Origin of the sequence: Streptomyces sp. NPDC059852, from assembly GCF_042731455.1 — a bacterium.
Classification (GTDB): domain Bacteria; phylum Actinomycetota; class Actinomycetes; order Streptomycetales; family Streptomycetaceae; genus Streptomyces.
Genome location: NZ_JBHWJK010000004.1, coordinates 222,142 through 245,426, shown reverse-complemented (window position 1 = coordinate 245,426; position 23,285 = coordinate 222,142). Strand labels below are relative to the sequence as shown.

General features: G+C 73.3%; 21 protein-coding genes. 11 read left to right on the top strand and 10 right to left on the bottom strand.

The window, feature by feature from the left end; all coding sequences use genetic code 11:
• Nucleotides 1-5: 5 nt before the first annotated feature.
• The 5 genes from ACFV46_RS07300 to ACFV46_RS07280 form a co-directional block, all read right to left on the bottom strand.
• A complete protein-coding gene (locus ACFV46_RS07300; RefSeq protein WP_385497317.1) occupies nucleotides 6-392 on the bottom strand; it encodes a VOC family protein in 387 nt (128 codons plus the stop codon).
• Nucleotides 393-586: 194 nt separating this feature from the next.
• Nucleotides 587-1,492, bottom strand: coding sequence for an aldo/keto reductase (locus tag ACFV46_RS07295; protein ID WP_385497316.1), 906 nt, complete (start codon nucleotides 1,490-1,492; stop codon nucleotides 587-589).
• 40 nt (nucleotides 1,493-1,532) lie between these two features.
• Nucleotides 1,533-2,243 carry a chitinase gene (locus tag ACFV46_RS07290; protein WP_376726036.1) on the bottom strand — a complete coding sequence of 237 codons (711 nt, stop codon included), beginning with the start codon at nucleotides 2,241-2,243 and terminating at the stop codon, nucleotides 1,533-1,535.
• Between the two features lie 252 nt (nucleotides 2,244-2,495).
• Complete coding sequence (locus ACFV46_RS07285; protein WP_385497315.1) at nucleotides 2,496-3,692, bottom strand: RNA polymerase sigma factor; 1,197 nt, start codon at nucleotides 3,690-3,692, stop codon at nucleotides 2,496-2,498.
• Nucleotides 3,689-4,045: a YciI family protein gene (locus ACFV46_RS07280; RefSeq protein ID WP_385497314.1), complete on the bottom strand. Its 357-nt coding sequence runs from the start codon at nucleotides 4,043-4,045 to the stop codon at nucleotides 3,689-3,691. Before ACFV46_RS07280 ends, ACFV46_RS07285 begins: the two co-directional genes overlap by 4 nt.
• 98 nt (nucleotides 4,046-4,143) lie before the next feature.
• On the opposite strand from ACFV46_RS07280, the gene ACFV46_RS07275 reads away from it, so the two are divergent.
• Nucleotides 4,144-5,184, top strand: coding sequence for an acyl-CoA dehydrogenase family protein (locus tag ACFV46_RS07275; protein ID WP_376726033.1), 1,041 nt, complete (start codon nucleotides 4,144-4,146; stop codon nucleotides 5,182-5,184).
• Nucleotides 5,185-5,215: 31 nt separating this feature from the next.
• On the opposite strand, the gene ACFV46_RS07270 is transcribed toward ACFV46_RS07275, so the two are convergent.
• Nucleotides 5,216-5,383: a hypothetical protein gene (locus tag ACFV46_RS07270; RefSeq protein ID WP_283289163.1), complete on the bottom strand. Its 168-nt coding sequence runs from the start codon at nucleotides 5,381-5,383 to the stop codon at nucleotides 5,216-5,218.
• A gap of 229 nt (nucleotides 5,384-5,612) precedes the next feature.
• On the opposite strand from ACFV46_RS07270, the gene ACFV46_RS07265 reads away from it, so the two are divergent.
• The 4 genes from ACFV46_RS07265 to ACFV46_RS07250 all read left to right on the top strand — a co-directional run bounded on the left by ACFV46_RS07265 (nucleotide 5,613) and on the right by ACFV46_RS07250 (nucleotide 9,605).
• On the top strand, nucleotides 5,613-7,142 hold the full coding sequence (locus ACFV46_RS07265; RefSeq protein ID WP_376726032.1) for an SDR family oxidoreductase: 1,530 nt from the start codon (nucleotides 5,613-5,615) through the stop codon (nucleotides 7,140-7,142).
• 90 nt (nucleotides 7,143-7,232) lie between these two features.
• Nucleotides 7,233-8,603 (top strand): cryptochrome/photolyase family protein, encoded by a 1,371-nt coding sequence (locus ACFV46_RS07260; protein WP_385497313.1) that lies wholly within the window; start codon nucleotides 7,233-7,235, stop codon nucleotides 8,601-8,603.
• Nucleotides 8,604-8,730: 127 nt separating this feature from the next.
• On the top strand, nucleotides 8,731-9,171 hold the full coding sequence (locus ACFV46_RS07255; RefSeq protein WP_361935718.1) for an SPW repeat protein: 441 nt from the start codon (nucleotides 8,731-8,733) through the stop codon (nucleotides 9,169-9,171).
• Nucleotides 9,172-9,341: 170 nt separating this feature from the next.
• Nucleotides 9,342-9,605: a GlsB/YeaQ/YmgE family stress response membrane protein gene (locus ACFV46_RS07250; protein ID WP_062669638.1), complete on the top strand. Its 264-nt coding sequence runs from the start codon at nucleotides 9,342-9,344 to the stop codon at nucleotides 9,603-9,605.
• A gap of 78 nt (nucleotides 9,606-9,683) precedes the next feature.
• On the opposite strand, the gene ACFV46_RS07245 is transcribed toward ACFV46_RS07250, so the two are convergent.
• Nucleotides 9,684-10,463 carry a GNAT family N-acetyltransferase gene (locus ACFV46_RS07245; protein WP_376726029.1) on the bottom strand — a complete coding sequence of 260 codons (780 nt, stop codon included), beginning with the start codon at nucleotides 10,461-10,463 and terminating at the stop codon, nucleotides 9,684-9,686.
• A gap of 145 nt (nucleotides 10,464-10,608) precedes the next feature.
• Between ACFV46_RS07245 and ACFV46_RS07240 the strand changes: the two genes are divergently transcribed.
• The 3 genes from ACFV46_RS07240 (at nucleotide 10,609) to ACFV46_RS07230 (ending at nucleotide 16,245) form a co-directional block, all read left to right on the top strand.
• On the top strand, nucleotides 10,609-11,094 hold the full coding sequence (locus ACFV46_RS07240; RefSeq protein ID WP_385497312.1) for a nucleoside deaminase: 486 nt from the start codon (nucleotides 10,609-10,611) through the stop codon (nucleotides 11,092-11,094).
• A gap of 130 nt (nucleotides 11,095-11,224) precedes the next feature.
• Nucleotides 11,225-15,520 (top strand): aminotransferase class I/II-fold pyridoxal phosphate-dependent enzyme, encoded by a 4,296-nt coding sequence (locus ACFV46_RS07235; RefSeq protein ID WP_385497423.1) that lies wholly within the window; start codon nucleotides 11,225-11,227, stop codon nucleotides 15,518-15,520.
• Nucleotides 15,517-16,245: a class I SAM-dependent methyltransferase gene (locus ACFV46_RS07230; RefSeq protein ID WP_361935725.1), complete on the top strand. Its 729-nt coding sequence runs from the start codon at nucleotides 15,517-15,519 to the stop codon at nucleotides 16,243-16,245. Before ACFV46_RS07235 ends, ACFV46_RS07230 begins: the two co-directional genes overlap by 4 nt.
• Here the strand turns inward: ACFV46_RS07230 and ACFV46_RS07225 are convergent.
• Both ACFV46_RS07225 and ACFV46_RS07220 read right to left on the bottom strand, forming a co-directional pair.
• A complete protein-coding gene (locus ACFV46_RS07225; RefSeq protein WP_361935728.1) occupies nucleotides 16,242-17,096 on the bottom strand; it encodes a GNAT family N-acetyltransferase in 855 nt (284 codons plus the stop codon). The genes ACFV46_RS07230 and ACFV46_RS07225 overlap by 4 nt on opposite strands.
• Nucleotides 17,097-17,280: 184 nt before the next feature.
• Complete coding sequence (locus tag ACFV46_RS07220; RefSeq protein WP_361935730.1) at nucleotides 17,281-17,940, bottom strand: chaplin; 660 nt, start codon at nucleotides 17,938-17,940, stop codon at nucleotides 17,281-17,283.
• 293 nt (nucleotides 17,941-18,233) lie between these two features.
• Between ACFV46_RS07220 and ACFV46_RS07215 the strand changes: the two genes are divergently transcribed.
• Together ACFV46_RS07215 and ACFV46_RS07210 are read left to right on the top strand one after the other, a co-directional pair.
• On the top strand, nucleotides 18,234-19,811 hold the full coding sequence (locus ACFV46_RS07215) for an alpha/beta hydrolase (protein ID WP_361935733.1): 1,578 nt from the start codon (nucleotides 18,234-18,236) through the stop codon (nucleotides 19,809-19,811).
• 64 nt (nucleotides 19,812-19,875) lie between these two features.
• Nucleotides 19,876-20,973, top strand: coding sequence for a chemotaxis protein (locus tag ACFV46_RS07210; RefSeq protein WP_376726024.1), 1,098 nt, complete (start codon nucleotides 19,876-19,878; stop codon nucleotides 20,971-20,973).
• Nucleotides 20,974-21,049: 76 nt separating this feature from the next.
• Here ACFV46_RS07210 and ACFV46_RS07205 read toward each other — a convergent pair whose 3' ends face one another.
• Nucleotides 21,050-21,463, bottom strand: coding sequence for an SsgA family sporulation/cell division regulator (locus ACFV46_RS07205; protein WP_361935739.1), 414 nt, complete (start codon nucleotides 21,461-21,463; stop codon nucleotides 21,050-21,052).
• A gap of 426 nt (nucleotides 21,464-21,889) precedes the next feature.
• Here ACFV46_RS07205 and ACFV46_RS07200 point away from each other — a divergent pair, with 426 nt between their 5' ends.
• Nucleotides 21,890-23,263, top strand: coding sequence for a SpoIIE family protein phosphatase (locus tag ACFV46_RS07200; RefSeq protein ID WP_385497311.1), 1,374 nt, complete (start codon nucleotides 21,890-21,892; stop codon nucleotides 23,261-23,263).
• Nucleotides 23,264-23,285 lie beyond the last annotated feature (22 nt).

Genomic DNA, 23,285 nt, shown 5'->3' with positions numbered 1-23,285 from the left:
GCGGGTCAGCCGGCGGGCTGGAGGAGGTCCCAGCGGTTGCCGTACAGGTCCTGGAAGACGGCGACGGAACCGTACGGCTCGTGCCGGGGCTCCTCCAGGAAGGTCACGCCGGCCGCGAGCATACGGGCGTGGTCGCGGGCGAAGTCGTCGGTGTGCAGGAAGAACCCGACCCGCCCTCCGGTCTGGTCCCCGACGCGGGCCCGCTGGCCGTCCCCCTTGGCGCGGGCCAGCAGCAGTCCGGTGTCCTGACCGTCCGGCGCCACGACGACCCAGCGGGAGCCGTCGGGCCGCGGGGCGTCCTCGACGAGCCGGAACCCGAGGGCGTCGGTGTAGAAGCGGATCGCCTCGTCGTAGTCGTCGACGACGAGGGTGACCAGGGCGAGACGGGACATCGGGACCTTCCGGGACGGGTGGTTGACGGGAGAGGTTATACGTAAAACGTGGGCGGCGCCAGTCTCGGGAGGAAGCGTGCCGACGGCAGTGTCACGCAGGGCTCCAGGAGAGAGCCGGGCCCGCCCGGGAACACCACACCCGCCGGCGACGGCCTACCGGCGCGGCACTCCCCCGGGCAGCCGCCTCACGGAGCTCAACTCCCCTGGACACGCCGCGCGTTCAGCAGGTTCAGCTCCTCCTCCGTCAGGCGCACCGCGCCCGCCGCCACGTTCTCCCTCAGGTGGTCGGGGTTGCCGGTGCCGGGGATGGCGAGGACGTGCGGGCCCTGACTCAGGGTCCAGGCGATGCGCGTCTGGGCCGGGGTCACACCGTGCGCCCGTGCGACAGCCAGCACGTTCGCGTCGTGCGCGTCGGTCGCGCCGTGCTCGCCCGCGTCCCCGGCCACCGCGTAGAAGGGCACGAACGCGATGCCGGCCGCACCGCACAGGCGCAGCAGTTCGTCGGCGTCCGGGTCGGGCCGGTCGAGGGCGTAGCGGTTCTGGACCGCGACCACGGGGGCGATGGCCCGGGCCTCGGCGAGATGGTGCGGCCGGACGGAGGAGATGCCGAGGTGGCGGACGAGGCCGGCCTCGCGCAGTTCGGCCAGGGCGCCGAAGTGCTCGGCGATGGAGTCCTGCCGCATGCGGCGCAGGTACACGAGGTCCAGGTGGTCGCGGCCGAGCTGGCGGAGGTTCTCCTCGACCTGGCCGCGCAGCTGCTCGGGGCGGGCGGCGGTGCCCCACTCGCCGTCGTACTCGCGGTGGGGGCCGACCTTCGTGGCGATGACGAGGTCGTCGGCGTACGGCGACAGCGCGGTGTTGATCAGTTCGTTGGCGGAGCGCAGGGCGGAGAAGTAGAAGGCGGCCGTGTCGATGTGGTTCACACCGAGTTCGACCGCCGCGCGCAGGACGGCGATCGAACGGTCCCTCCGGCTGGGGACGCCGTGGTGGAAGGCGGCGCTGCCCGTCAGCCGCATCGCGCCGAAGCCGAGGCGGTTGACGGGCAGGTCGCCGAGGTCCCAGGTGCCCGCGGCGTGCGCGGTGATCGTTCCGGTGGTCATCGGCGGAGTGTCGCACACCCCGCGGGACCCGGGAGAGCGGTCAGCAGTACAGGTTGGCGCCGGGGGCGACGCCGAGGATCCGGGTGAAGCGCTGGTAGGCGTCGACGCGGCTCTGGACCTGGGCGGGGTTCTTGCCGTCGCACTCCAGGGAGCCGTTGATGGAACGGATGGTCTGGCCGAAGCCCGCCTGGTTGACCATGGCGTTGTGGGGGGTCATGGAGCCGGGACCGCTCTGGGTGTTCCAGTACCACAGGCCGGTCTTCCAGGCGACGGCCGCTTCGTTCTGCACGCGCCAGGGATTGTTGAGCAGGTCGATGCCGAGCGCGTCCCCGGCGGCCTTGTAGTTGAAGTTCCAGGACAGCTGGATGGGGCCCCGCCCGTAGTAGGCGGCCTGGCCGGCGGGGCAGCCGTAGGGCTGCCCCCAGTCGCAGTAGTGGGGGTAGTTGGCGGTGTTCTGCTCGACGATGTGGACCAGCCCGCCGGTCTCGTGGTTGACGTTGGCGAGGAAGGCGGCGGCCTCCTGCTTCCTGACCGTGTCACTGCCGGAGTTCGCGAAGCCGGGGTAGGCGCTGAGCGCCGCGACCAGACCGCTGTAGGTGTAGAACGAGTTCCGGCCCGGGAACATCTGGTTGAACTGGGCCTCGCTGACGACGAATCCTGCGGCGGAGGCACTCTGGGCCGGCTGGAGCAGCAGAGCGGTGCTGCCCAGGACGAGCGAGGAGACGAGTGCGGCCAGACGGCGCTTCAGCACGTGATCAGCTCCTTTGCGGAGAGCACGGCCGCACCCGGACAAGGGCATGACAAAGCAAGGACCTTGTGCGCACGTGCCGACGAGGTCGGCCACGGCGTGGGGGCGGCCGTGGTGGGGGGTGTGGGGACACACTCAACCCCTTTGGTCTGTACCAGTCAAGGGTGTAGACCAGTCAACTCGGCCGCGCGGAGGGGAAGTCGGGTTCGCGGGGCGTCTCCGAGGGGTCGTCGGGGTCGTACGGCCTGGCTGGGGTCAGGGCGACGGGGCGATCTCCAGGCGCCGGCGGGTGAGGTAGGCGCGCTCCGCCGGACTCTCGGACAGCTCGACGGCTCGCTCGTACGCGCGCACGGCCTCGTCGGTCCGGCCCAGGCGGCGCAGCAGGTCGGCCCGGACGGCGTGCAGGACGCGATAGCCGTCGAGGTCCAGGGAGTCCACCAGGGTGAGAGCAGGCGCCGGCCCCTCCGTCTCGGCGACCGCGACGGCACGGTTCAGAGCCACGACGGGGCTGGGCGCGACGGCCATGAGCTGGTCGTAGAGCCGCAGGATCTGCCCCCAGTCCGTGTGCGCGGGGCCCGGCGCGTCGCTGTGCACGGCCTGGATGGCGGCCTGGATCTGGTACGGGCCCGGCCGGCCGCGCCGCAGGCACCGTCGCACCAGCGTCCGGCCCTCGGCGATCAGGGAGCGGTCCCAGCGGCCGCGGTCCTGTTCGGGGAGCGGCACGAGCGTGCCGTGCTCGTCCTGGCGGGCGGCCCGGCGGGACTCGACGAGGAGCATCAGGGCCAGCAGTCCGCTCACCTCGGGCTCGTCCGGCATGAGTTCCGCCAGCAGCCGCCCGAGGCGCACGGCCTCCTCGCACAGCCCGGACTCCCCCTCGAAGCCCTGGTTGAAGATCAGGTAGACGACCGCGAGCACGGCGGCGAGGCGGTCGGGCAGGTCGGCGTCGCGCGGCACCCGGTAGGGGATGCGGGCGTCACGGATCTTCGCCTTGGCCCGCACCAGCCGCTGGGCCATCGTCGGTTCGGGCACGAGGAAGGCCCGGGCGATCTGCGCGGTGCTGAGCCCGCCGAGCAGGCGCAGGGTGAGGGCGACCCGGGCGGGCACGGCGAGGGCGGGATGGCAGCAGGTGAAGATCAGGCGGAGCCGTTCGTCGCGCACGGGACCCTCCTCGGGCGGTGCGTCGGAGGCGTGCAGCAGGGCCGCCTGCGCCTGCCGCCCGTCCCGGGTCGTCTCGCGGCGCAGCCGGTCGATGGCGCGGTTGCGGGCGGTGGTGATGATCCAGCCCGCCGGGCTCGGCGGCACACCGGAGCGCGGCCACCGCTCCAGGGCGGTCGTGAAGGCGTCCTGGACGGCCTCCTCGGCGAGGTCGATGTCGCCGAGGAGGCGGACGAGGACCGCCACCGCGCGGCCGTACTCCGCGCGGAAGACGGTTTCGACGTCCGCTGCGGTCATCGGTCCCCGGCTTCGTCCGCGAACGGCCGGACCTCGATGGGCAGGGTGGTGGCCAGGGCCAGCCTGCGGCCCCACTCCAGGGCGGCGTCCAGGTCGGGCGCCTTGATGAGGCTGATGCCGCCGAGGATCTCCTTGCCCTCGGCGTACGGCCCGTCGGTGACGAGGACGTCGCCGTCGCGGGGCCGCAGCACCGTGGAGGACTCCGGGCCGTGCAGTCCTCCGGCGAAGACCCAGGCGCCCGCCTCGCGCAGGTCCTGGTTGAGGGCGTCGAGCTTCTTCCCGATCTCGGCGAGGACCTCCGGGGCGGGCGGCTCCCCGACCGGTTGCATCACATTGAGCAGGTAGTACTTCACGGCGGCCTCCTGCGGCGTCGTAGCGGTTCTCACCCTCTACACGAACGGCACGCCCCCGGATCGACACCTCGCGGGATCCTGCCGCGAGAATTCTCGTCATGACCACCCTGGACCACCCCCTCGTCGACCGCGCCCGGCACGTCGCCGCCGATCTGCTCGCCCCGCACGCCGCGCGGGTCGACCAGGAGGGCGTGCCCGCGTCCCACATCGAGGCGATCCGGCGTTCGGGGCTGCTCGGGGTGAGCGCCCCGCGGGAGTACGGCGGCTGGGCGGCGCCCGCGGTGGTGGCCCGGCGCACCGCGGAGATCCTCGCGGGGGCCTGCTGCTCGACGTGGTTCGTGCAGACCCAGCACCACACGCCGGTGGCGACGCTGGCGGCGAGCGAGGGGCCGGTGCGCGAGCGCCTGCTCGGCCCGCTGGCCCGTGGGGAGCTGCTGTCGGGGGTGGCGTACGCGCATCTGCGGGCGTACCCACGGACGCCGGTGCGGGTCAGCGGGGAGCGCGGCGGGCTGCGGTTCGACGGGAGGGTGCCCTGGTACACCGGCTGGGGGCTCAACGACGTGATGCTGCTCGCCGGGATCGCGGAGGGCGGCGAGGCGGTGTTCGCCTTCACCGAGGCCAGGGAGCAGCCGGGGCTGCGGCCGTCGGCGCCGATGCGGCTCGCGGCCCTCACCGCGTCGAGCACGGTCTCGCTCGAGCTGGACGGGCTGTGGCTGCCGCCCGAGTCGGTCGCGCTGCGCGTGCCGTACGAGGAGTGGGCGGTGAAGGACCGCGCGAAGGCGGTCAGCGCCTCCCCGGCGGTGTTCGGGATCACGGAGGCGGCGCTCGCGCTCCTGGACGACGAGGTGGCCGGGCCGCTGCGCACCCGTGTGGGGGCGGTCCGCTCGCGGGCCTACGAGCTGGCCGACGCGCCCGTCACCGACGCGACCCTGGCGGAGCGGCTGGCGCTGCGGGTCGACGCGGCCGAGCTGATGCGCACGGCCACGACCGCGGCGGTGGTCGCCGGCGGCGGACGCTCCCTCGCTCTGACCGGCACGGCTCAACGCCTCGCCCGGGAGGCCCTGTTCCTGCTGGTGCAGGGCCAGACGGCGGAGTCGCGCGGCGCCCATCTGGACGTGCTGACCTCGAAGGCGCCCTGAGCGGACCCCGCCTCTGTGCGGCCGGAAGGGCTCAGTCGTCGTCGCCCACGGGGACCACGACGAGGAACGCGTCCGACTTCAGGTCCATGACGACCGTCGCGGGTTCACCCTCGGCGCGGCGCTCGGCCGCGTACTCCTCCGCCGGCCACGATCCGCGCGGAGACCCCGCCGGAAACCGCTCCAACACCTTCGCACCCATGGCGGCAGCCACCTCCACACCGTCTTCCACCCATCGAGCCCGGGCCGGATCGTCCTGTCCTGCCCGGTACACAACCGTCTGCCCCCGGCCGCCGTGAGCATGTCCACGACTTCGCCCGCCTCCGGCGTGTTCGCCCGTCCGGGGGTGTGCCGTACCGCGCCCGCATCCCGGACGGCCCCCGGCGGGGAAGTCCTCGTGAAGGCCCCGACAGGTGAGGACGTCCGACGGCATGGAACGCGACGCGGTGGGTGAGGGAGTGCGGTGCCTGGTGACGGGCGCCACGGGATACATCGGCGGGCGCCTCGTGCCCGAACTGCTCGCCGCCGGGCACCGCGTGCGCTGTCTGGCCCGCTCACCGGAACGGCTGCGCGACCATCCGTGGGCCCCGGACGTGGAGGTGGTGCGCGGCGACGTCATGGACGCCGGGTCCGTGGCCCGCGCCATGGAGGGCGTCGACGTCGCCTACTACCTGGTGCACGCGCTGGGCACCGGAAAGGACTTCGAGGAGACCGACCGCAGGGCGGCCCGGACCTTCGCCGAGCAGGCCCGGGCCGCGGGTGTCCGGCGGATCGTCTACCTGGGCGGCCTCACCCCGGCCGGGGTGCCCGAGCACACGCTCTCCCCGCATCTGCGCTCGCGGGCGGAGGTCGGGCGCATCCTGCTCGACTCCCCGGTGCCGGCCACCGTGCTGCGGGCGGCCGTCATCATCGGCTCGGGCTCCGCCTCCTTCGAGATGCTGCGCTACCTCACCGAACGGCTGCCCGTGATGGTCACGCCCAGCTGGGTGCACACCCGTATCCAGCCGGTGGCCGTCCGGGACGTCCTGCGCGCCCTCGCCGGCAGCGCGCTCATGCCGCCGGACGTGAACCGGACCTTCGACATCGGCGGCCCGGACGTCCTGACGTACCGGGACATGATGGTCCGGTACGCGCGGGTGGCCGGGCTCGCTCGCCGGGTCATCCTGCCGGTGCCGGTGCTCACCCCGGGGCTGTCCAGCCACTGGGTGGGCCTGGTGACCCCGGTGCCTGCCTCCATCGCCCGGCCGCTGACCGAGTCGCTGCGCCACGAGGTGGTGTGCCGCGAGCACGACATCGCCCGGTACGTGCCCGATCCGCCGGGGCATCCGATCGGCTTCGACGAGGCGGTGCGGCTCGCCCTGCGGCGGGTGCGCGACGCGCGGGTGACGACCCGGTGGTCGTCGGCGTCGGTGCCCGGCGCGCCCAGCGACCCGCTCCCCACCGACCCCGACTGGGCGGGCGGCAGCCTCTACACCGACCACCGCGAACTGGTCGTGCACGCCTCGCCCGAGGCACTGTGGCGGGTCGTCGAGGGCATCGGCGGGGAGAACGGCTGGTACTCGTTCCCGCTCGCCTGGGCGGTGCGCGGCTGGCTGGACCGGCTGGTGGGCGGGGTGGGGCTGCGCCGGGGGCGGCGGGACGCGGCACGGCTGAGGGTCGGCGACTCGCTGGACTTCTGGCGGGTCGAGGAGATCGAGCCGGGCCGGCTGCTGCGGCTGCGCGCGGAGATGCGGCTGCCGGGACTGGCCTGGCTGGAGATGCGGGCGCTCACCGGCCCGGACGGCCGCACCCGTTATCGGCAGCGCGCCCTGTTCCACCCGCGCGGGCTGCTCGGCCACGCGTACTGGTGGAGTGTGTCGCCGTTCCACGCGATCGTGTTCGGCGGGATGGCCCGCAACATCGCGCGAGCGGCTGCCGCGTCCCCCCTGCCCGCGGCGACGGACCGCGCCACCCACCCCTGAGCTGCCCGGACGTCCTCGACCCACGCGTCGCGAACCCCACCGCCGACCCGCGCCCCGCAGTCCTCGAAGTCCGCCCCCGGAGTACGCGCCATGAGCATCTCGGTCGTCCTGTTCACCAGCGACCTGCGTCTGCACGACCATCCGCCGCTGCGTGCGGCCCTGGACGGCACCGAGGGGACCGTTCCGCTGTTCGTGCGGGACCCGGCCGTCGACGCGGCCGGGTTCGCGGCGCCCAACCGGCTGGCGTTCCTCGCGGACTGCCTGCGCGACCTGGACGCCGGGCTGCGCGAGCGGGGCGGCCGGCTGGTCGTGCGCCGGGGCGACCTCGTCGAGCAGGTGTGCCGGGTGGTGACGGAGGCGGACGCCGACGAGGTGCACATGGCGTCCGACGTCAGCGCCCACGCCCAGCGCCGGGAGGAACGGCTGCGCCGGGCACTGGAGGCGCAGGGAGTGCGGCTGCACGTGCACGACACGGTCACGACGGCCGTCGCTCCCGGCGCGGTGACCCCGGCCTCCTCCGACCACTTCGCCGTCTTCACGCCGTACCTCCGGCGCTGGTCCGACCACCGGCTGCGGGACCCGCTCGGCGCGCCCCGGGCGGTGCGCGTGCCGGACGGCGTGGGGTCCGAGCCGCTCCCCGGACGCAGCGGCCTGTCCGGGCTGGCGGAAGGGCTCGCGGCCGGCGGGGAGACGGAGGGCCGCCGCCGGCTCACGGCCTGGCTGCGCGGGGGCCTCGCGGTCTACGAGGACCGGCACGACGACCTCGCCGGTGACGCGACCTCCCGGCTCTCGCCGCATCTGCACTTCGGCACCCTCTCCCCCGTCGAGCTGGTCCACCGCGCCCGCCGGGAGGGTGGCGCGGGCGCGGACGCGTTCGTACGGCAGCTCGCCTGGCGTGACTTCCACCGGCAGGTCCTCGCCGCGCGGCCCGCCGCCGCCACGACCGACTACCGCACGCGCGGCGACCGCTGGCGGCCGGAGAAGGAGGCGGCGGGGGACATCGCCGCCTGGCGGGAGGGCCGTACCGGCTACCCGGTCGTGGACGCGGCGATGCGTCAGCTGCGGCACGAGGGCTGGATGCACAACCGGGGGCGGCTGCTGACGGCGAGCTTCCTCACCAAGACGCTGTACGTGGACTGGCGGATCGGCGCCCGGCACTTCCTCGACCTGCTGGTCGACGGCGACCTGGCCAACAACCAGCTGAACTGGCAGTGGGTGGCCGGGACGGGCACGGACACCCGGCCCCACCGGGTCCTCAACCCCGTCCTGCAGGCCAAGCGGTACGACCCCGAGGGGCGCTACGTGCGCCGCTGGGTGCCCGAGCTGACGGAGGTCGAGGGGGTGCGGGTGCACGAACCGTGGCGGCTCGGCGACGACGACCGTGCCGCGCTCGGCTACCCGGCGCCGGTCGTCGGGCTCGGCGAGGGCCTGGAGCGCTTCCGGCGGGCACGTGGCCGGTGAGGAGCCCGGCCCCCGTCCGCGCCCCCCGCTACACATAAGGAAAAAATAAGCGCAGAATGGTTGAAGGTGGCTTCAACAGCACCCCGCTCACGGAGCGGTCAGGCCTGCGAGTCAAAGGAGACGAGTCATGGCCGACGTCTCGCACACCAGAGGTGACATAGCCAGCCATCCGGACGTACCCGAGATGCGGGATCGCTACGACCGCATGCTCGGGGGCCGCGATGTGACGCTCCTGGACGGACCGGTGTTCCTGCTCGGTCTGTACTGCGCCGCGTCCCCCTGGATACTCCACTACACGACCAGCCAGCCCCCGCTGGTGACCCACAACCTGATCATGGGCATCGCCATCGGGCTGCTGGCCCTCGGATTCACCCGCGCTCCTGAGCGCATGTACGGCCTGAGCTGGGCCTTCTGCGCACTGGGCGTCTGGATGATCATCGCGCCATGGATCGTCGGGGACAGCCCGGACGCCGGCGTGGTCGTGAACAACATCGTCATCGGTGCGCTGGCCGTGGTCCTCGGCCTCCTGTGCGCCGGCACGGCGGCGAGGAGCACCACCAGGTCGTAGCGCACGACGAACGGGCTTCGCCCGGGCCGGTCCGCTCGACGGACCGGCCTCCTCATGCCGCTCGGCGCACGCCTGTGCGACCGGATGAGGACTGTTCCCCGCTCCTGGGGGCACACGCTGTGACGCGGGCACAGTCCGCAGTGATGCGGGGATCGGAGAAGAGGAGCGAAATGGAGATCTCGGGGATCATCAGTGCCATCGTGATCGGCATTGTCATCGGTGTGCTCGGACGGCTCGTGGTACCGGGGCGGCAGCACATCGGCGTGCTGTGGACGATCCTCGTCGGCATCGTGGCCGCACTCATCGGGTCGGCGATCGCCGCCGGACTGGACGTGAACGACACGAACGGCGTGGACTGGATCGAGTGGCTCATCCAGATCGGTCTCGCCGCAGTGGGCGTCGCCGCACTGGACCGTGCGAAGGCCCATCGCTGACACCCGCGCGGGAAACCACCGCGCACCAGGCACAGGCCCGCGACCGGCGTTCCGGTCGCGGGCCTTCGCGTGCGCGCCTCAGGGCCTGTGCACGTACGGCGTCGTCGTGGTCAGCGGCTCGAAGCCGAGGCGCTCCAGGACGGGGCGGCTGGTACTCATGGCGTCGACCTGGAGGTACCGGTAGCCCCGGTCCACCGCGACACGGGCGCGGTGCGCGACGAGCGCGCGGTAGACGCCACGGCCCCGCCAGCCCTCCACGGTCCCGCCGCCCCAGAGCCCGGCGAACCGGGTCCCGGGCACGAGTTCCATCCGCGCGGCGCTCACCGGCGTCCCGTCGTCCGTCAGGGCGACCACGGCCAGCACCGTGTCCGCGCCGGTCGCGAGATGCGCGAGGAGCTGGTGCCGGATGCGCGCGCCGTCGCCGCCGAACGCCTCGCGGTGCACCTCGGCGACGAGATCGGCGCCGGCCGCGTCGGTCACCGGGACGAGGCGGACACCGGCCGGCGGCCGGGCGTCCAGGTCCAGGGCGGCGGCCTCCGCGATCATCACCGTCTCCTCCGGCTCGGCCGTGAAACCGGCGTCCCGGAGTCGCCGGCCCAGGTCGACCGGGCGGTCGTGGCCATAGAGCTTCCACTCGAATTCCAGCCCGAGCCCGTCGAAGTGGGCGATCTGCGCGGCGATCGCCGCGTCGGCCGTCGTCCCGTCCAGCGCCGACCACACGACGCCGTTCCACCCCGGGCCTGACGACACCTGGCGGACGACCGGGCCGATCCGCTCCACCACGGAGTCCGGGCTGTCCGGCCGCGCGTGCTCGCGCAGATCACGGTCGAACAGGGCGAGAACGGCGGCGGGATCCATGCGGTCACCTCAGCACCAACCCGGAGCTGGGGCAAGCGCTTTAGCACCTGATTCGGCCCGCGCCGGGCTCGGCCACGCCACGGGTGCCGTCCGTCGGCGACCATGGAAGGGCCGGAGCAACCCCGTCTGGAGGAGGACCCGCACCATGGCCGTCGAGGACGCCGAACTGCCGTACCTGCGCCGCTGCGTCGAACTGGCCGCCGAGGCCCTGGACGCCGGGGACGAGCCCTTCGGCTCGGTCCTGGTGGGAGCGGACGGCACCGTACTGGCCGAGGACCACAACCGGGTGGCCTCCGGGGACCGCACCCGGCACCCGGAGTTCGAGCTGGCGCGCTGGTCCGCCGCCCACCTGTCCCCGAAGGAACGGGCTTCGGCCACGGTGTACACCTCCGGCGAGCACTGCCCGATGTGTGCCGCCGCGCACGCCTGGGTGGGCCTGGGACGGATCGTGTACGTCGCCTCGTCGGAGCAACTGACCGGCTGGCTGGCCGAGTTGGGTGTCCCTGCGGCGCCGGTGCGGCCGCTCCCCGTGCGTGAGGTGGCACCGGGTGTGACCGTCGAGGGGCCGGTCCCCGAGCTGACGGAGGACATCCGCGCCCTGCATCTGCGGTTCCACACACGCGCCGGCTGACAACCCGTCCGCCCGAGATGCAGGCGCCGATCGGCGGTGCCTACGATCGAGGATGGGCACGGACCAGGTGGGGAGCCCGGTCTCCTCCGACGGTGCGGGGCGCCGGTCGTGGCCGTCGCCGCGGCGGCTGATGTGCGCCCTTCTCGTCCTGGTCGCGGCGGCGACGGTCGTCTACATGACGGTCCCGGCGGCGCTCACCCCGGTATGGGCGTCGATCGGTCTGCTCGGGTTCGCCGCCATGCTGGTCGGCATCCATGTGAACCGGCCCGCCCACCGCTGGCCCTGGTGGATCCTGGCCGCGGGGCTGTTCTGCTTCGTCACGGGCGACACGTACTACAACGTGATGGAGACGTACTTCCACGTCGAGAACCCGTTCCCGTCCCCCGCCGACGCCTTCTACCTCGCGAACTACGTGCTGTTCGCCGTCGGCCTGTCCGGTCTCATCCGCCACCGCTGGACCGGACACGACCTGCCCGGGCTGGTGGACGCGCTCATCCTCACCGCCGGACTCGCGCTCCCCGTCTGGGTGTTCCTGGTCCAGCCGCTGACCGAGATCGACGGGCTCACCTGGCAGCAGCGGGCCATCAGCATCGCCTACCCGCTCGGCGACGTGCTCGTGCTGGCCCTGCTCGCCCGGCTGCTGACCCCGAGCGCCGCGAGCCGGCACAACGCGTCGCTGGCGCTGCTCGTCGTGGGCACCGTGACGCTGCTCGGCTTCGACATCACCTACGGGATCATGCAGCTGCACGACGAGTGGCGGACCGGCACCCTGGTCGACGCCGGGTGGATCGTCTTCTACACGGCGTGGGGCCTGGCCGCGCTGCACCCCGCGATGGTGGAGCTGACCGCGGCGGAGCCGGTGCGCGAGTCCCTGCTCCCGCCGCCGCGCCGGCTGGTGCTCCTCACGGTGGCCACGTTCGTCGCCCCGACGGTCCTGCTGATCGAGGGACTGAAGGACAAGCCGCACGGCGTGCCGATCATCGCGGCGTTCTCGGGAACGCTGTTCCTGCTGGTCATCCTGCGTCTGGCCGGCATGGTGGTGGCCCATCGCCGGGCCGTGGAGCGGGAGCTGGCGCTGCGCGCGGCCGGCGCCTCGCTGGTGTCGGCGGTCCGGCAGGAGGAGGTCGTCCGCTCCTGCGAGGCGGCCGTCGACCGGCTCCTCGGTCCCGCCGTCCACCATCGCACCCTGCTGCTGCCGGCCGAGCGGACGTCGGCACTCACCCCGCGCCACGCCCGGCTGGTCCCCGCCGACAGCCTCGAACCGAAGGTCCAGGCCCGTCTGGACGGGCTGTCGTCCGCCCTGGTCTGCCCGATGGTCCCGCCCGACCGTCCGGCGGGCGACATCCCGGGTGTGCTGCTGGTGGCGGGGCCTCCCGCGCGGCTCAACGAGACCCGGAGCTCGCTGGAGATCCTCGCCTCGCACGCGGGCCTCGCCAAGGAGCGGGTGGTGCTGCGCCAGGAGGTCATCCGGCGGGAGAGCGAGGCGTACTTCCGCACGCTGGTGCGCAACGCGTCCGACGTCATCCTGATCCTGGAGGACGACGACGTGATCCGGTACGCCAGCCCGTCCGCCGCCACCGTGTTCGGCAGCTCGGACCTGGTGGGGCGGACGCTGCCGGAGCTGGTGGACCCCCGCGACCGGCTGCGGGCGGCCCGGCAGCTCGCGGCCGTCCGCGAGATCGGGCCGCGGGCCACGCACGACCACTGGTGGGTACGGCATCCCGACGGGCAGGTCGAGGTGGAGGTGCGGTGCAGCGACTTCCGTGACGAGCGCACGGTCGCCGGCCTGGTGGTCACCCTGCGGGACGTGACCGAGCAGCGGCGGCTGGAGCACGAGCTGACCGAGCGCGCCTTCCACGACTCGCTGACCGGGCTGCCGAACCGGACGCTGCTCCTCGAGCGGATCGAGCGGGCCCTGCTGCGGGGCCGCCGCGAGGCGTCGCTGACCTGCCTGCTCTTCATCGACCTCGACGACTTCAAGCTGGTCAACGACACGCTCGGGCACTCGGCGGGCGACCATCTGCTCAAGGACGTCGGGATACGGCTGTCGCGGACGCTGCGCCGCACCGACACCGCGGCCCGCCTCGGCGGCGACGAGTTCGCCGTCCTGATGGAGGACGCGCGGCAGCAGCTCGACGCGGAGCTGCTGGCCGCGCAGGTGATCCAGACCCTGGGCCGGCCCTTCGCGCTGGGCGGCGAGTCCGTGACCGTGTCGGCGAGCGTGGGGGTGGCCACGGCACGGGACAGCACGGACGCCGACGAACTGCTGGGCCACGCGGATCTGGCGCTGTACGCGGCGAAGGCCGCGGGCAAACGGCAGTGGCGCCGCTTCCGCCCCCTGCTGCACAGCCGCATGATCGAACGGCACGACCTGCAGAGCCGGCTCGCCCAGGCGGTCGCCGCACGCGAGTTCGCGGTGCGCTACCAGCCCGTCGTGGACATCACCGCGGGCGAGGTCGTCGGCTTCGAGGCGCTGGCCCGCTGGCCGCACACCGCGCAACGGCCGGTCACCCCGGAGCAGTTCATCAGCCTGGCCGAGGAGACCGGGCACATCGGCGCCCTCGGCTCCTGGGTGCTGGAGCAGGCGGCCCGCGACATGGCGGGACTGCAGGAGGAGCGGGTGCCCGGGCGGCCCCCCTACGTCAGCGTCAACGTCTCCGCCCGCCAGTTCCGTGACAACGGGTTCGTGCGGCAGGTCGACCAGGCCCTGCGGACGCCGGGGCTCGCGCCGGGCAGTCTTCAGCTGGAGCTGACGGAGACGGTGCTGCTGCGCCGGGACACCCAGGTCCAGGCGATGCTGCGGTCCCTGAAGGACCTGGGGGTGCACATCGCGGTCGACGACTTCGGCACCGGCTTCTCGTCGCTGCGCTACCTGCGGGACTTCCCCATCGACGTCCTGAAGATCGACAAGTCCTACATCGACGACATCCCGCGCGACGCCCAGCAGGTCGCGCTGGTCGAGGGCATCGTGCACATCGCGGACACCCTGGGGCTCCAGGTGATCGCCGAGGGCATCGAGGAGCCCGAGCAGCGGGACCTGCTGGCCCGGATGGGCTGCCGGTTCGGGCAGGGCTATCTGTTCGCCCGGCCGATGACGCTGGAGCAGAGCCGGGAGGTGCTGCGCCGCGAGGGCGGCCGGTCCGCACCGGGGACCGCCGAGCGGCGCCGCGACGGCGACCGCCGGATCCTGCCGGCGCGCGGCAGGCGGGCCGTGCGGGAGGCCGACCTGGACCGGCTGCGCCGCACCAGCCCGATGACGGACGCTGTCCTGGACGAGGTCCGCGGCCGGCACATCCGCAGCCGGGGCCACTGGCTGATCGACTTCGCCTCGTGCAACTACCTCGGCTTCGACTGGGACCCGGAGATCGCCGCCACCATCGACCCGGCCGTGCAGGAGTGGGGCACGCACCCCAGCTGGTCCCGGCTGCTGGGCAGCCCGCGGCTGTACCCGCGGATCGAGGAGCGGCTGGCGGAGCTGCTGGGCGCCCCGGACACCCTGCTGCTGCCGACGCTGACGATCATCCACACCTCGGTGATCCCGGTCCTCGCCGACGACGGGTACGCCTTCGTGGAGGCGACCGCGCACCGCACGATCTACGACGGCTGCACCGTGGCCCGGGGACAGGGCGCGACCCTGCGCCGGTTCCACGCCGAACGCCCCGAGGAGCTGGACGCCCTGCTGGCCGCGGCCCCGGCGAGCGCGCCCCGGCTGGTCTGCCTGGACGGGGTGAACAGCATGACCGGCAACATCCCCGACCTGGCCGCGCTGGCCTCCGTCTGCCGGGCCCACGGAGCCACGCTGTACGTCGACGACGCGCACGGTTTCGGTGTCATCGGCGAGCGCTCCCCCGCCGAGCCGTGCCCGTACGGCGTGCGGGGCAACGCGGTGGTGCGGCACACCGGCGAGTCCTACGACGGTGTCGTCCTGGCCGCCGGGTTCTCCAAGGCGTACTCGTCGCTGCTGGCCTTCCTGGCGCTGCCCACCGAGCTGAAGAACCGGCTGAAGACGGCCGCCGCCCCCTACCTCTACTCGGGTCCCTCCCCCACGGCGTCCCTGGCGACCGCGCTCGCCGGGCTCGATGTGAACGACCGGCGCGGTGACGCCCTGCGGGCCGACCTGTTCCGCCTGACCGCCCGGGTCCTGGACCACCTGGACGCCCTCGACGTCGGCACCCTGAACAGCGACCGGCTGCCGATCGTGGAGGTGCCGCTGGCCGACCCGTCCGACCTGGAGCAGGTCGCGCGGTTCCTGTGGCAGGAGGGGATCTATGTGACGGTGGCCGCCTATCCGCTGGTCCCCCGTGACCGGGTCGGCTTCCGTGTCCAGCTCACGGCGCTGCACACGGACGAGGACATCGACCGGCTGAACGACGTCCTCACCCGGCTCGCCGCGCGCTACCCGCTGCGTCCGAAGGACCGAGCATGACCACGCACAACGACGACGTGGACTGGGACCGCTGGCCGGTGGCCGACTACCTGGCGGAGAACTACCGCGAGGTGCACCCCTGCGACGCGGCTGTGATCGCGCATCACTCGGCGTTCTACCGCCGGCTGCCGCCCGGCTCCCTCGGCCGCTCCGTCGAGTTCGGCGCGGGACCGAACGTGTATCCGCTGATCCTGGCCGCCGCGGCGAGCCGCCGGGTGGAGGCGGTGGAGGCGGGCGCGGGCAACGTGGCCTATCTGGAGCAGCAGATCCTGGACGGTCCGGACGCCAGCTGGCTGCCGTTCCACGAGCTGTGCCGCCGCCTGAATCCCGCGCTGCCCGCCACGCCGGCCGGGGCGCTGGCGCGGGTGCACGTGGTCCACGCCGACGTACGGGACCTGCCGTCCGGCCACTACGGCCTGGCCTCCATGCACTTCGTCGCGGAGGGCGCCACCGAGGACCGCGCCGAGTTCGCCGCGTTCTGCCAGGCGTTCGTGCGGTGCGTGGCGCCGGGCGGGTACCTGGTGGCGGCGTTCATGGAGAACCTGCCGACGTACCGGATCGGCCCGGCCTCGCGCTGGCCGGGCTGCCCGGTGGACCCCGGCATCGTCACGGCGGTGTTCGCGCCCCTCACCCGCGAGCTGTCCGTCACCCGCATCGACACCGACCCGACACTCCCGGACTACGGCGACTCGGGCATGGTGCTGCTGGCGGGGCGGGCGCGTTAGCCGAGTTCCAGGGTGGTCACCCCGAACACCCGTTCCTGGGCGTACGGCCGGACCGGGCCGGTGTACATGCGGGCCGTCTCGAAGGACGGGGTGAAGCCGGCCGTCCGGACCAGGGCGAGGCCGGCCGGGTTGGTCCCGGGTACGTCGACGGCGACCTCCTGGCCGCCGGTGTGGGCGGTCAGCGCGTCGAACAGGGCCTGGGCGTCCTCGGGGCCGTCGGCGAAGAGCGGGCCGATGCGCGGGCCGTCGTGTCCGGGACGGACGACGCCGTAGCCGGTGACGCGGGTGCCGGAGCGGCGGACCACGGCGTGGTGGCCGGGGGCGCCGAGCCAGTGCCGCAGGAAGCGGGGCCGGTCGGCGGGGGTGCACAGCGCGTCGTACGCGGCGATGTCTGTGAAGTCCTCCGGGCGTGCGCGGTGGACTCCGGCCGGCGGAGCGGTGGTGCGGGCGACGCCGGTGAAGCGGGTGGTGCGGTGGGCCTGCGTGAAGCCGGAGCGGCGGTAGTTGTCCTGCTGGGCGACGACGCCGTCGAGGCCGACCGTGCGGTTCCCGGCGTGGGCGAGGGCGGTGTTCCAGGTGGTCAGGCCGAGGCCGCGGCCGCGCAGGTCGGGGCGGACCAGGTAGCAGCCGAGGAACGCGTAGTCGGGGCCGTAGGTGACGACGGAGATCGCGGAGACGGGCTCGCCGTCGACGCGGCCGAGGAAGAAGCCGTCGGGATCCTGGGCGAAGAACGCCGGTCCGTCGGACGTCCCCGGGTTCCAGCCCTCGGCGGCGGCCCATCCGCTGATGACCGGCCAGTCGTCCGGTCCGGCCCGGCCGACGACGAGGTCCGTGGGGGCCGCGAGGGCCATGGGGCGCTCCGTTCGGTGGGGGATGCGGTCACGCGGCATCCTCGCTGATCTCCGGGACGGCGGTCACGACGTGATCGAGCCGTTGCCGGGCCCGACGGGCGCATGGGGCTGCGCCGTGACGCACGGAAGGCCCCACCGCTCGTGTCACGCGGGTGGGGCCTTCACGCGGTGCCTGACGACGAGGTCAGCGCACCGCCTGGGTACGGAACCGCCGGTAGAGGACGGCACCGCCCAGGATGAGCGCCGAGGCGCCCGCGGCGAGCGGGGCGGTCGCGTCCGCGCCCGTGTGGGCGAGGACGGGTCCGGCCTCCTCGTGCGGCACGTGCACGGGCGGCACGGACCGCGGCTTCGGCGCCCGCGGCTTCGCCTTCTCGGGCGCCGGCAGCGTGGTCGCCGGCGTCTCCTCGCCGGAGACGTTCGCCGACTCGTTCTCGATCGCGGCGTTGCCGGCACCGATCACGTTCACGCTGTTGCCCGTGACGTTGACCGGCACGTGCACCGGGAGCTGGACGACGTTGCCGGACCCGATGCCGCCGGACTCCGTCGAGACGCCCTCCGCCTTCGCCCCGCTCACGGAGGACGTGGCGGACGTGCTGTCCTCCTTCTTGCTGTCGCTCTTGGCGCCCGCGTCCTCGTTGACGCACTTGTTGCCCACGGCGGGGTTCAGCAGCCCCACCACGTTCACGGTGTTCCCGCACACGTTCACCGGCACGTGCACCGGAACCTGGACGGTGTTCCCGGAGAGCACTCCGGGCGAGTCGGCCGCGGCACCGTCCGCCGCGGAGTCGGCGTAAGCCGGGAACGTCACGGCCATCGCGCCCGAGGCGGCAGCGATGGCGATCACACCGTTTCGGGTAACCCGTCTCATAGGGTCCCTGCCTTCCAGACATGGTCACGAGCACTCGCCCGCACCGGATAAAACGCGAGCGATCCATCCGAGTTATGGCTTATCGGCCATTCACCCCATCGAGTGCAGGGTTGTCGAACTAGGGGTAAAAAGTCCGATCACTGCATATCTCGCCCGGTCGGCGGGGGTGCCTGTCCGCCGTTCGTGCGGAGGCGTGCCTTCCGGGTGCCGCTTATCGTGAGCCGAGGACGCCGCTTCCCGGCCCGCGACGGGCGTCCCTGGAGGCTTCGATGCCGGCAAAGCTGTCAACGCGCCCCACCCTGTGGCGCGGCGCCGCCGTCACCTGCGCGGTCGGACTGGCCGTGATCGGCACGGGTCTGCCGACGGGCAGGCCGTCCGAGCCCGCCGTGTCCCGCTTCTACGACCAGAAGGTGGCCTGGGGCAAGTGCCCGGGCGAGGGCATGCCCAAGGACATGCAGTGCGGCAAGGTCACCGTGCCGCTCGACTACGGCCACCCCCGCGACGGGACACTCGAACTGGCACTCGCCCGTTATCGGGCTACGGGTGACCGCAAGGGTTCGGTGCTGGTCAACTTCGGCGGGCCGGGCGGCGCGGGCGTGCCCCAGTTCGCGAGCGCGGGCAAGGAGTTCATGAGCCTCACGGACGACTACGACATCGTGACGTTCGATCCGCGCGGGGTCGGCCGCTCCTCACCGGTCAGCTGCGGGGACGGCAAGGAGCAGATCGACCTCCCGGACGATCCGGCCGAGGTCCGGCGCGATCCGCAGGGCGTCCTCGACAGGCTGCGCGAGGCGGCCGCCGCCTGTGCCCGGCACTCGGGCCCGGTCCTGCCGCACATAGGCACCGTCGACGCCTCGCGCGACCTGGACGTGATGCGCGCGGCGCTCGGCGACAGCAAGCTCAACTACCTCGGATTCTCGTACGGGACGCGGCTCGGCGCGGTGTACGCCGCCCAGTTCCCGGACAGGGTCGGCCGGTTGGTGCTCGACGGCGTGGACACCCTCACGGAGCCGCTGACCGAGCAGGGGGTGGCGGGGGCCGAGGGGCAGCAGAAGGCGCTGGACGAGTTCACCGACTGGTGCGCCGAGGACGTCGCGTGCCCGTTCGGGCAGGACGCGCGACAGGCCCGCCGATACGTCGTGATGCTCGTCGACTCGCTGGACAAGGACCCGGTGCCCTCGGTCTTCGGCGAGCCGTTCACCGGGCAGGACCTGGTCGCCGCGGTGAGCAGCGCCCTGTACAGCAAGGAGCTGTGGCCCTCCCTGGAACGCGCTCTGGCCACCCTGGTCGAGGACGGCAGCACGCACGCCATCGAGGCGTTCGCCGGCGGTGGGGGCTCCCCCGGGCGGCGGGCGAAGGCCGGCGACGGCGGCCTGGTCGACGCGGAGGACGTCCCGCTCGACAACCCCGCCGCGGCCATGATGGCGATCAACTGCGCCGACGACCCCGACCGCCCCACCGGCCGGGAGATCACCGACGGTCTGGACCGGCTGCGCGCCCGGTACGAGGAGGCGTCCCCGGTCTTCGGCCGGCAGCGGCTGAACGAGGTGCTGATGTGCTACGGCCGCCCCGCCGGCACGGATTTCATCCGCGAGGACGTCAAGGACGTGGACACGCCGAAGATGCTGCTCGTGGGCACCCGCGGCGACCCGGCGACGCCGTACCGCTGGACTATGGAGACCGCGCGGCGGCTCGGCTCCTCCGCCGTGGTGCTGGACAACAAGGGCAGCGGGCACACCGGTTACGCCTCCTCCAAGTGCGTGCACGGCAAGGTCGACGCGTTCCTGCTGTACGGCACGCTGCCGCCCGACGGCAGTTCGTGCGCGCCCGACGAGGACCGGCGGTAGTCCCCCGACCAGGTGAGGGATTGCCCCAAATGCCCTAAAGGCGAATCGGACCTATCGTCTTCTTATGGAGCACGCACTGAGTCCCACCACCCTGTCCGAGCTGAGGCGGCCGCGCCCCTACCCGGCCGTGTCCGTGCTGACGCCCACCCATCGCCGCGAGCCCTACCGGGCCCAGGACCAGGTCCGGCTGCGCAACGTCGTGGCCGAGGCCAAGAAGCAGCTGGAGTCCGATCCGTCGGTCACCCGGGAGCGCCGCGCGGAGGTCGAGCGGGAACTCGACCGGGCCCTCGCCGAGGTGGACCTCACGTACGCGGAGGACGGCCTGGTGATCTTCGCGGCCCCCGGCGAGCACCAGGTGTGGTCGCTCGCCCGGACCGTACCCGAGCGTGTGGTGCTCTCGGACACCTTCCTCACCCGCAACCTCGTCTCCGCGCAGGCGGCCGAACGGCCGTACTGGGTCTGCTCGGTCGCGGCCGACCGCGTGACCCTGTGGACCGGCACCCTGGACCGCATCACCGAGGCCAGGACCGGCGGCTTCCCGCTCACCCGGCGCCCGGAGAACTTCGACGCCGAACGGCGCGAGCGGATCGGCGACACGCCGAGCACCTTCCGCGACGAGGACACCCGGCACTTCCTCAAGGACGCCGACTCCGCGCTGAGCGCGGTCGTGCGGCGCCACCCCCGGCGGCTCTACGTCACCGGCGAACCGGCGGCGCTGTCCCTGCTGGACGAGATCGGCGGCGCCGCGAAGCTCGCCGTGCACATCCCGCACGGCGGTCTGGCGCACGGCACACGCGACGCGGTGTGGCACGCGGTCGCGCCCCGGATCACCGCCGACCTCCGGGAGAGCACCGACGAGGTGATGCGTGAACTCGTCGCGGCCCGAGGGCGCAGGGCGTACGCGGCCGGTGTCGACGAGGTCTGGCAGAGCGCCCGGGAGGGCCGGGTGCGGATGCTGGCCGTCGAGGAGAACTTCCGGATGACGGTGCGCGGCGACGAGGGCGGCCATCTGATCCCGGCGGCGAGCGGCGAACTCGACGCCCGCGAGGACATCGTGGACGAGATCGTCGAGCAGTGCCTGGAGACCGGCGCCGACGTCCGGTTCGTACCGGACGGCACCCTGGACGACGCCGAGCGGATCGCGGGCGTGCTGCGCTACTGAACGAGGGGGCGACGAGGAGGTACGGCCGCGGTCGGCCTCCTCGTCGTGCCGCCCCCAGGGCGGAACACGCCCTCGGTCACACGCCGTCGAAGAGGGCGCTCAGGCCGCGTTCCACGGCCTCGCCCAGGTCCTCCTCGCCCGGCGCGACGACGGCGCACGTCCGCAGCAGGAAGCGCTCCAGGGCGGGCGTGTCGAACTGGAGCAGCGCCATGCCGTGCGGGGAGTGCAGTTCGACGACCGTGCGCTCGCGGCCGCAGGGCCAGACGCGGACGTCGCCGTCCCCGGCCGGACCGCGCAGACCGGCGTCCAGCAGTCCGCGGGCGAACGTCCAGACGGCGCCCCGGCCGTCGAGGGAGACCTCGCCCGGGAAGTCGAGGTGCACGGCCAGCGGGTCCGAGGACCGGTACCGCAGCGTGGCGGGGACGGGGAGTTCGCGCTCCTCGCCGGTGATCAGACGGGCGCGGGCGGGCTGCTCCAGGGCGATCTCCATGGGCACTCTCCCCTGTTTCGGCGGCGGTGATTTTTGCGGCTTGCTTTTAGGACCCTGCAATCACCTTTCGCATGACACTTGTGCGCGGATTCTTTTTGTGAGCTGCGTCACTCCGGTGAAGACGCACCCCCTCGGCACACGGCCGCCGGCTCCCCCTTCTAGAACACTTGGCCGTCGAACGTGCGCATGAGCGCCGCGCGACCACCCCGCAAACCCCCCGGATCGCGTACGCCGCATACGACACGCCCCTCCCGGGCGCGTACACCATGCGTACCGTCCGACCTGTTCCTGGAGACTCTGGCATATGCCGGACGCACCACCGCATCGGGTGTTGCCAAATCCCTTACGGGGCGTCGCGGGCTGTGCGACAGTCGTAACGGTCCCTCCGTCGTTCCTGGTCGTACCGTCCCCTCATCGGAGAGCGTCATGCCGCCCCATGTCTCCGCGGACCGCCCCGCCGCGCCGCCACCCGGACCCGGTCCGGTCGACGCGTTGATCACGCAGACGCGACGGCTCAAGGGCGACGTGGACGCCGTGCGGCGGGACACCCCGAGCGACGCCTCCGGACCCCGCGAGCGCTGGCAGCGCGCCCTGTGCGACCTCGCCCTGCACCAACTCGACGACCTGGACGCGCATCTGGCCCAGCTGCGGGACGGCCCCGCCCCGGCGCCGCGCTCCGGGGCCGTGCTGAGCCGGGTCGGCAGCGCCGAGTGGAACCTGCTGACGGACGAGGCGAGCTGGTCCGGGGAGCTCTACCAGATCCTCGGCCGGGACCCGGCCGCGCCACCCCTGACGCTCGACGAACTCCCGTCCCTCGTGCACGACGAGGACCGGCGCCGGCTCACCACAATGGTCACCGCCTGCCTGATCGACGCCCAGCCGATCGACGGGGAGTTCCGGATCGTCCGGCCGGACGGACAGGCGCGGACCGTGCACATGATGGGCGAGCCCGTGCTCGACGCCGACGGCGCCGCGGCCTCCATGTGGGCCGTGCTGCGGGACGTCAGCGAGGTCCGCCGCCGCCGGCACACGGTCAGCGAGACCCGTGACGCGCTCCCCGGGACCCGGCGTCCCGCGCCGGGAGAGCACCGGCTCACGGCGCGGGAGGCGGCGCCACCGTGCCGAACCTCCCGGAACCCGGCGCGGCAGGGCTCCGGCACCCTGGACATCGCGGCGCACCGGCTGTCGTCCCCGGCGAGCACACCGATCGGGGTCGACTGGTACGACTCGCTCGAACTGCCGGACGGGGCAACGCTGTTCAGCGTCGGTGACCTCACCGGTCAGGACATCGCCGCGGCCTCGGGCACGGCGACGCTGCTGGGCGCCGTACGCGGCATGGCGATGGCCGGGACCCAGCCGGGACAACTGCTCTCCTGGCTGGGCCACTTGCTCGACACCGGTGACCAGCCGGCCCTCGGCAGCGCCGTGTGCTGCCGCTACCGGCGCGAGACCCGCACGCTCACCTGGGCGAGGGCCGGACACCCCGCCCCGCTGCTGTTCCGCGGCGGGGCCGGGCGCAGGCTGGACTCCCCCTGCGGCCCCCTGCTGGGGGCGACGCCGGGCGCCGGCTACGGCGACGCCGAGGAGACCCTCCGGGCGGGCGACCTGATCGTGCTGCACACCGACGGACTGCTGCCGGGGCAGGGCGACATGGACTCCTCGCGCCGGCTCCTCGACCTCGCCCCCCGCTTCGTCGAGGCGGGCACCGCACAGGACTGCGTACGGCTGGTCGCAGAGGAGTTCGGTGACAGGGAGCACGAGGTCGACGCCTGCGTGCTCATGGCCAGGGTGACGGCCTAGCCGTCACATCGACGGGCCGCGC

Excerpts from the sequence above, each read along its gene's own strand:
- ACFV46_RS07300 (WP_385497317.1), bottom strand. The coding sequence starts at position 392 with ATGTCCCGTCTCGCCCTGGTCACCCTCGTCGTCGACGACTACGACGAG.
- ACFV46_RS07295 (WP_385497316.1), bottom strand. The coding sequence starts at position 1,492 with ATGACCACCGGAACGATCACCGCGCACGCCGCGGGCACCTGGGACCTC.
- ACFV46_RS07285 (WP_385497315.1), bottom strand. The coding sequence starts at position 3,692 with ATGACCGCAGCGGACGTCGAAACCGTCTTCCGCGCGGAGTACGGCCGC.
- ACFV46_RS07275 (WP_376726033.1), top strand. The coding sequence starts at position 4,144 with ATGACCACCCTGGACCACCCCCTCGTCGACCGCGCCCGGCACGTCGCC.
- ACFV46_RS07270 (WP_283289163.1), bottom strand. The coding sequence starts at position 5,383 with ATGGGTGCGAAGGTGTTGGAGCGGTTTCCGGCGGGGTCTCCGCGCGGA.
- ACFV46_RS07265 (WP_376726032.1), top strand. The coding sequence starts at position 5,613 with ATGGAACGCGACGCGGTGGGTGAGGGAGTGCGGTGCCTGGTGACGGGC.
- ACFV46_RS07260 (WP_385497313.1), top strand. The coding sequence starts at position 7,233 with ATGAGCATCTCGGTCGTCCTGTTCACCAGCGACCTGCGTCTGCACGAC.
- ACFV46_RS07255 (WP_361935718.1), top strand. The coding sequence starts at position 8,731 with ATGGCCGACGTCTCGCACACCAGAGGTGACATAGCCAGCCATCCGGAC.
- ACFV46_RS07250 (WP_062669638.1), top strand. The coding sequence starts at position 9,342 with ATGGAGATCTCGGGGATCATCAGTGCCATCGTGATCGGCATTGTCATC.
- ACFV46_RS07245 (WP_376726029.1), bottom strand. The coding sequence starts at position 10,463 with ATGGATCCCGCCGCCGTTCTCGCCCTGTTCGACCGTGATCTGCGCGAG.
- ACFV46_RS07240 (WP_385497312.1), top strand. The coding sequence starts at position 10,609 with ATGGCCGTCGAGGACGCCGAACTGCCGTACCTGCGCCGCTGCGTCGAA.
- ACFV46_RS07235 (WP_385497423.1), top strand. The coding sequence starts at position 11,225 with ATGTGCGCCCTTCTCGTCCTGGTCGCGGCGGCGACGGTCGTCTACATG.
- ACFV46_RS07230 (WP_361935725.1), top strand. The coding sequence starts at position 15,517 with ATGACCACGCACAACGACGACGTGGACTGGGACCGCTGGCCGGTGGCC.
- ACFV46_RS07225 (WP_361935728.1), bottom strand. The coding sequence starts at position 17,096 with ATGGCCCTCGCGGCCCCCACGGACCTCGTCGTCGGCCGGGCCGGACCG.
- ACFV46_RS07215 (WP_361935733.1), top strand. The coding sequence starts at position 18,234 with ATGCCGGCAAAGCTGTCAACGCGCCCCACCCTGTGGCGCGGCGCCGCC.
- ACFV46_RS07210 (WP_376726024.1), top strand. The coding sequence starts at position 19,876 with ATGGAGCACGCACTGAGTCCCACCACCCTGTCCGAGCTGAGGCGGCCG.
- ACFV46_RS07205 (WP_361935739.1), bottom strand. The coding sequence starts at position 21,463 with ATGGAGATCGCCCTGGAGCAGCCCGCCCGCGCCCGTCTGATCACCGGC.
- ACFV46_RS07200 (WP_385497311.1), top strand. The coding sequence starts at position 21,890 with ATGCCGCCCCATGTCTCCGCGGACCGCCCCGCCGCGCCGCCACCCGGA.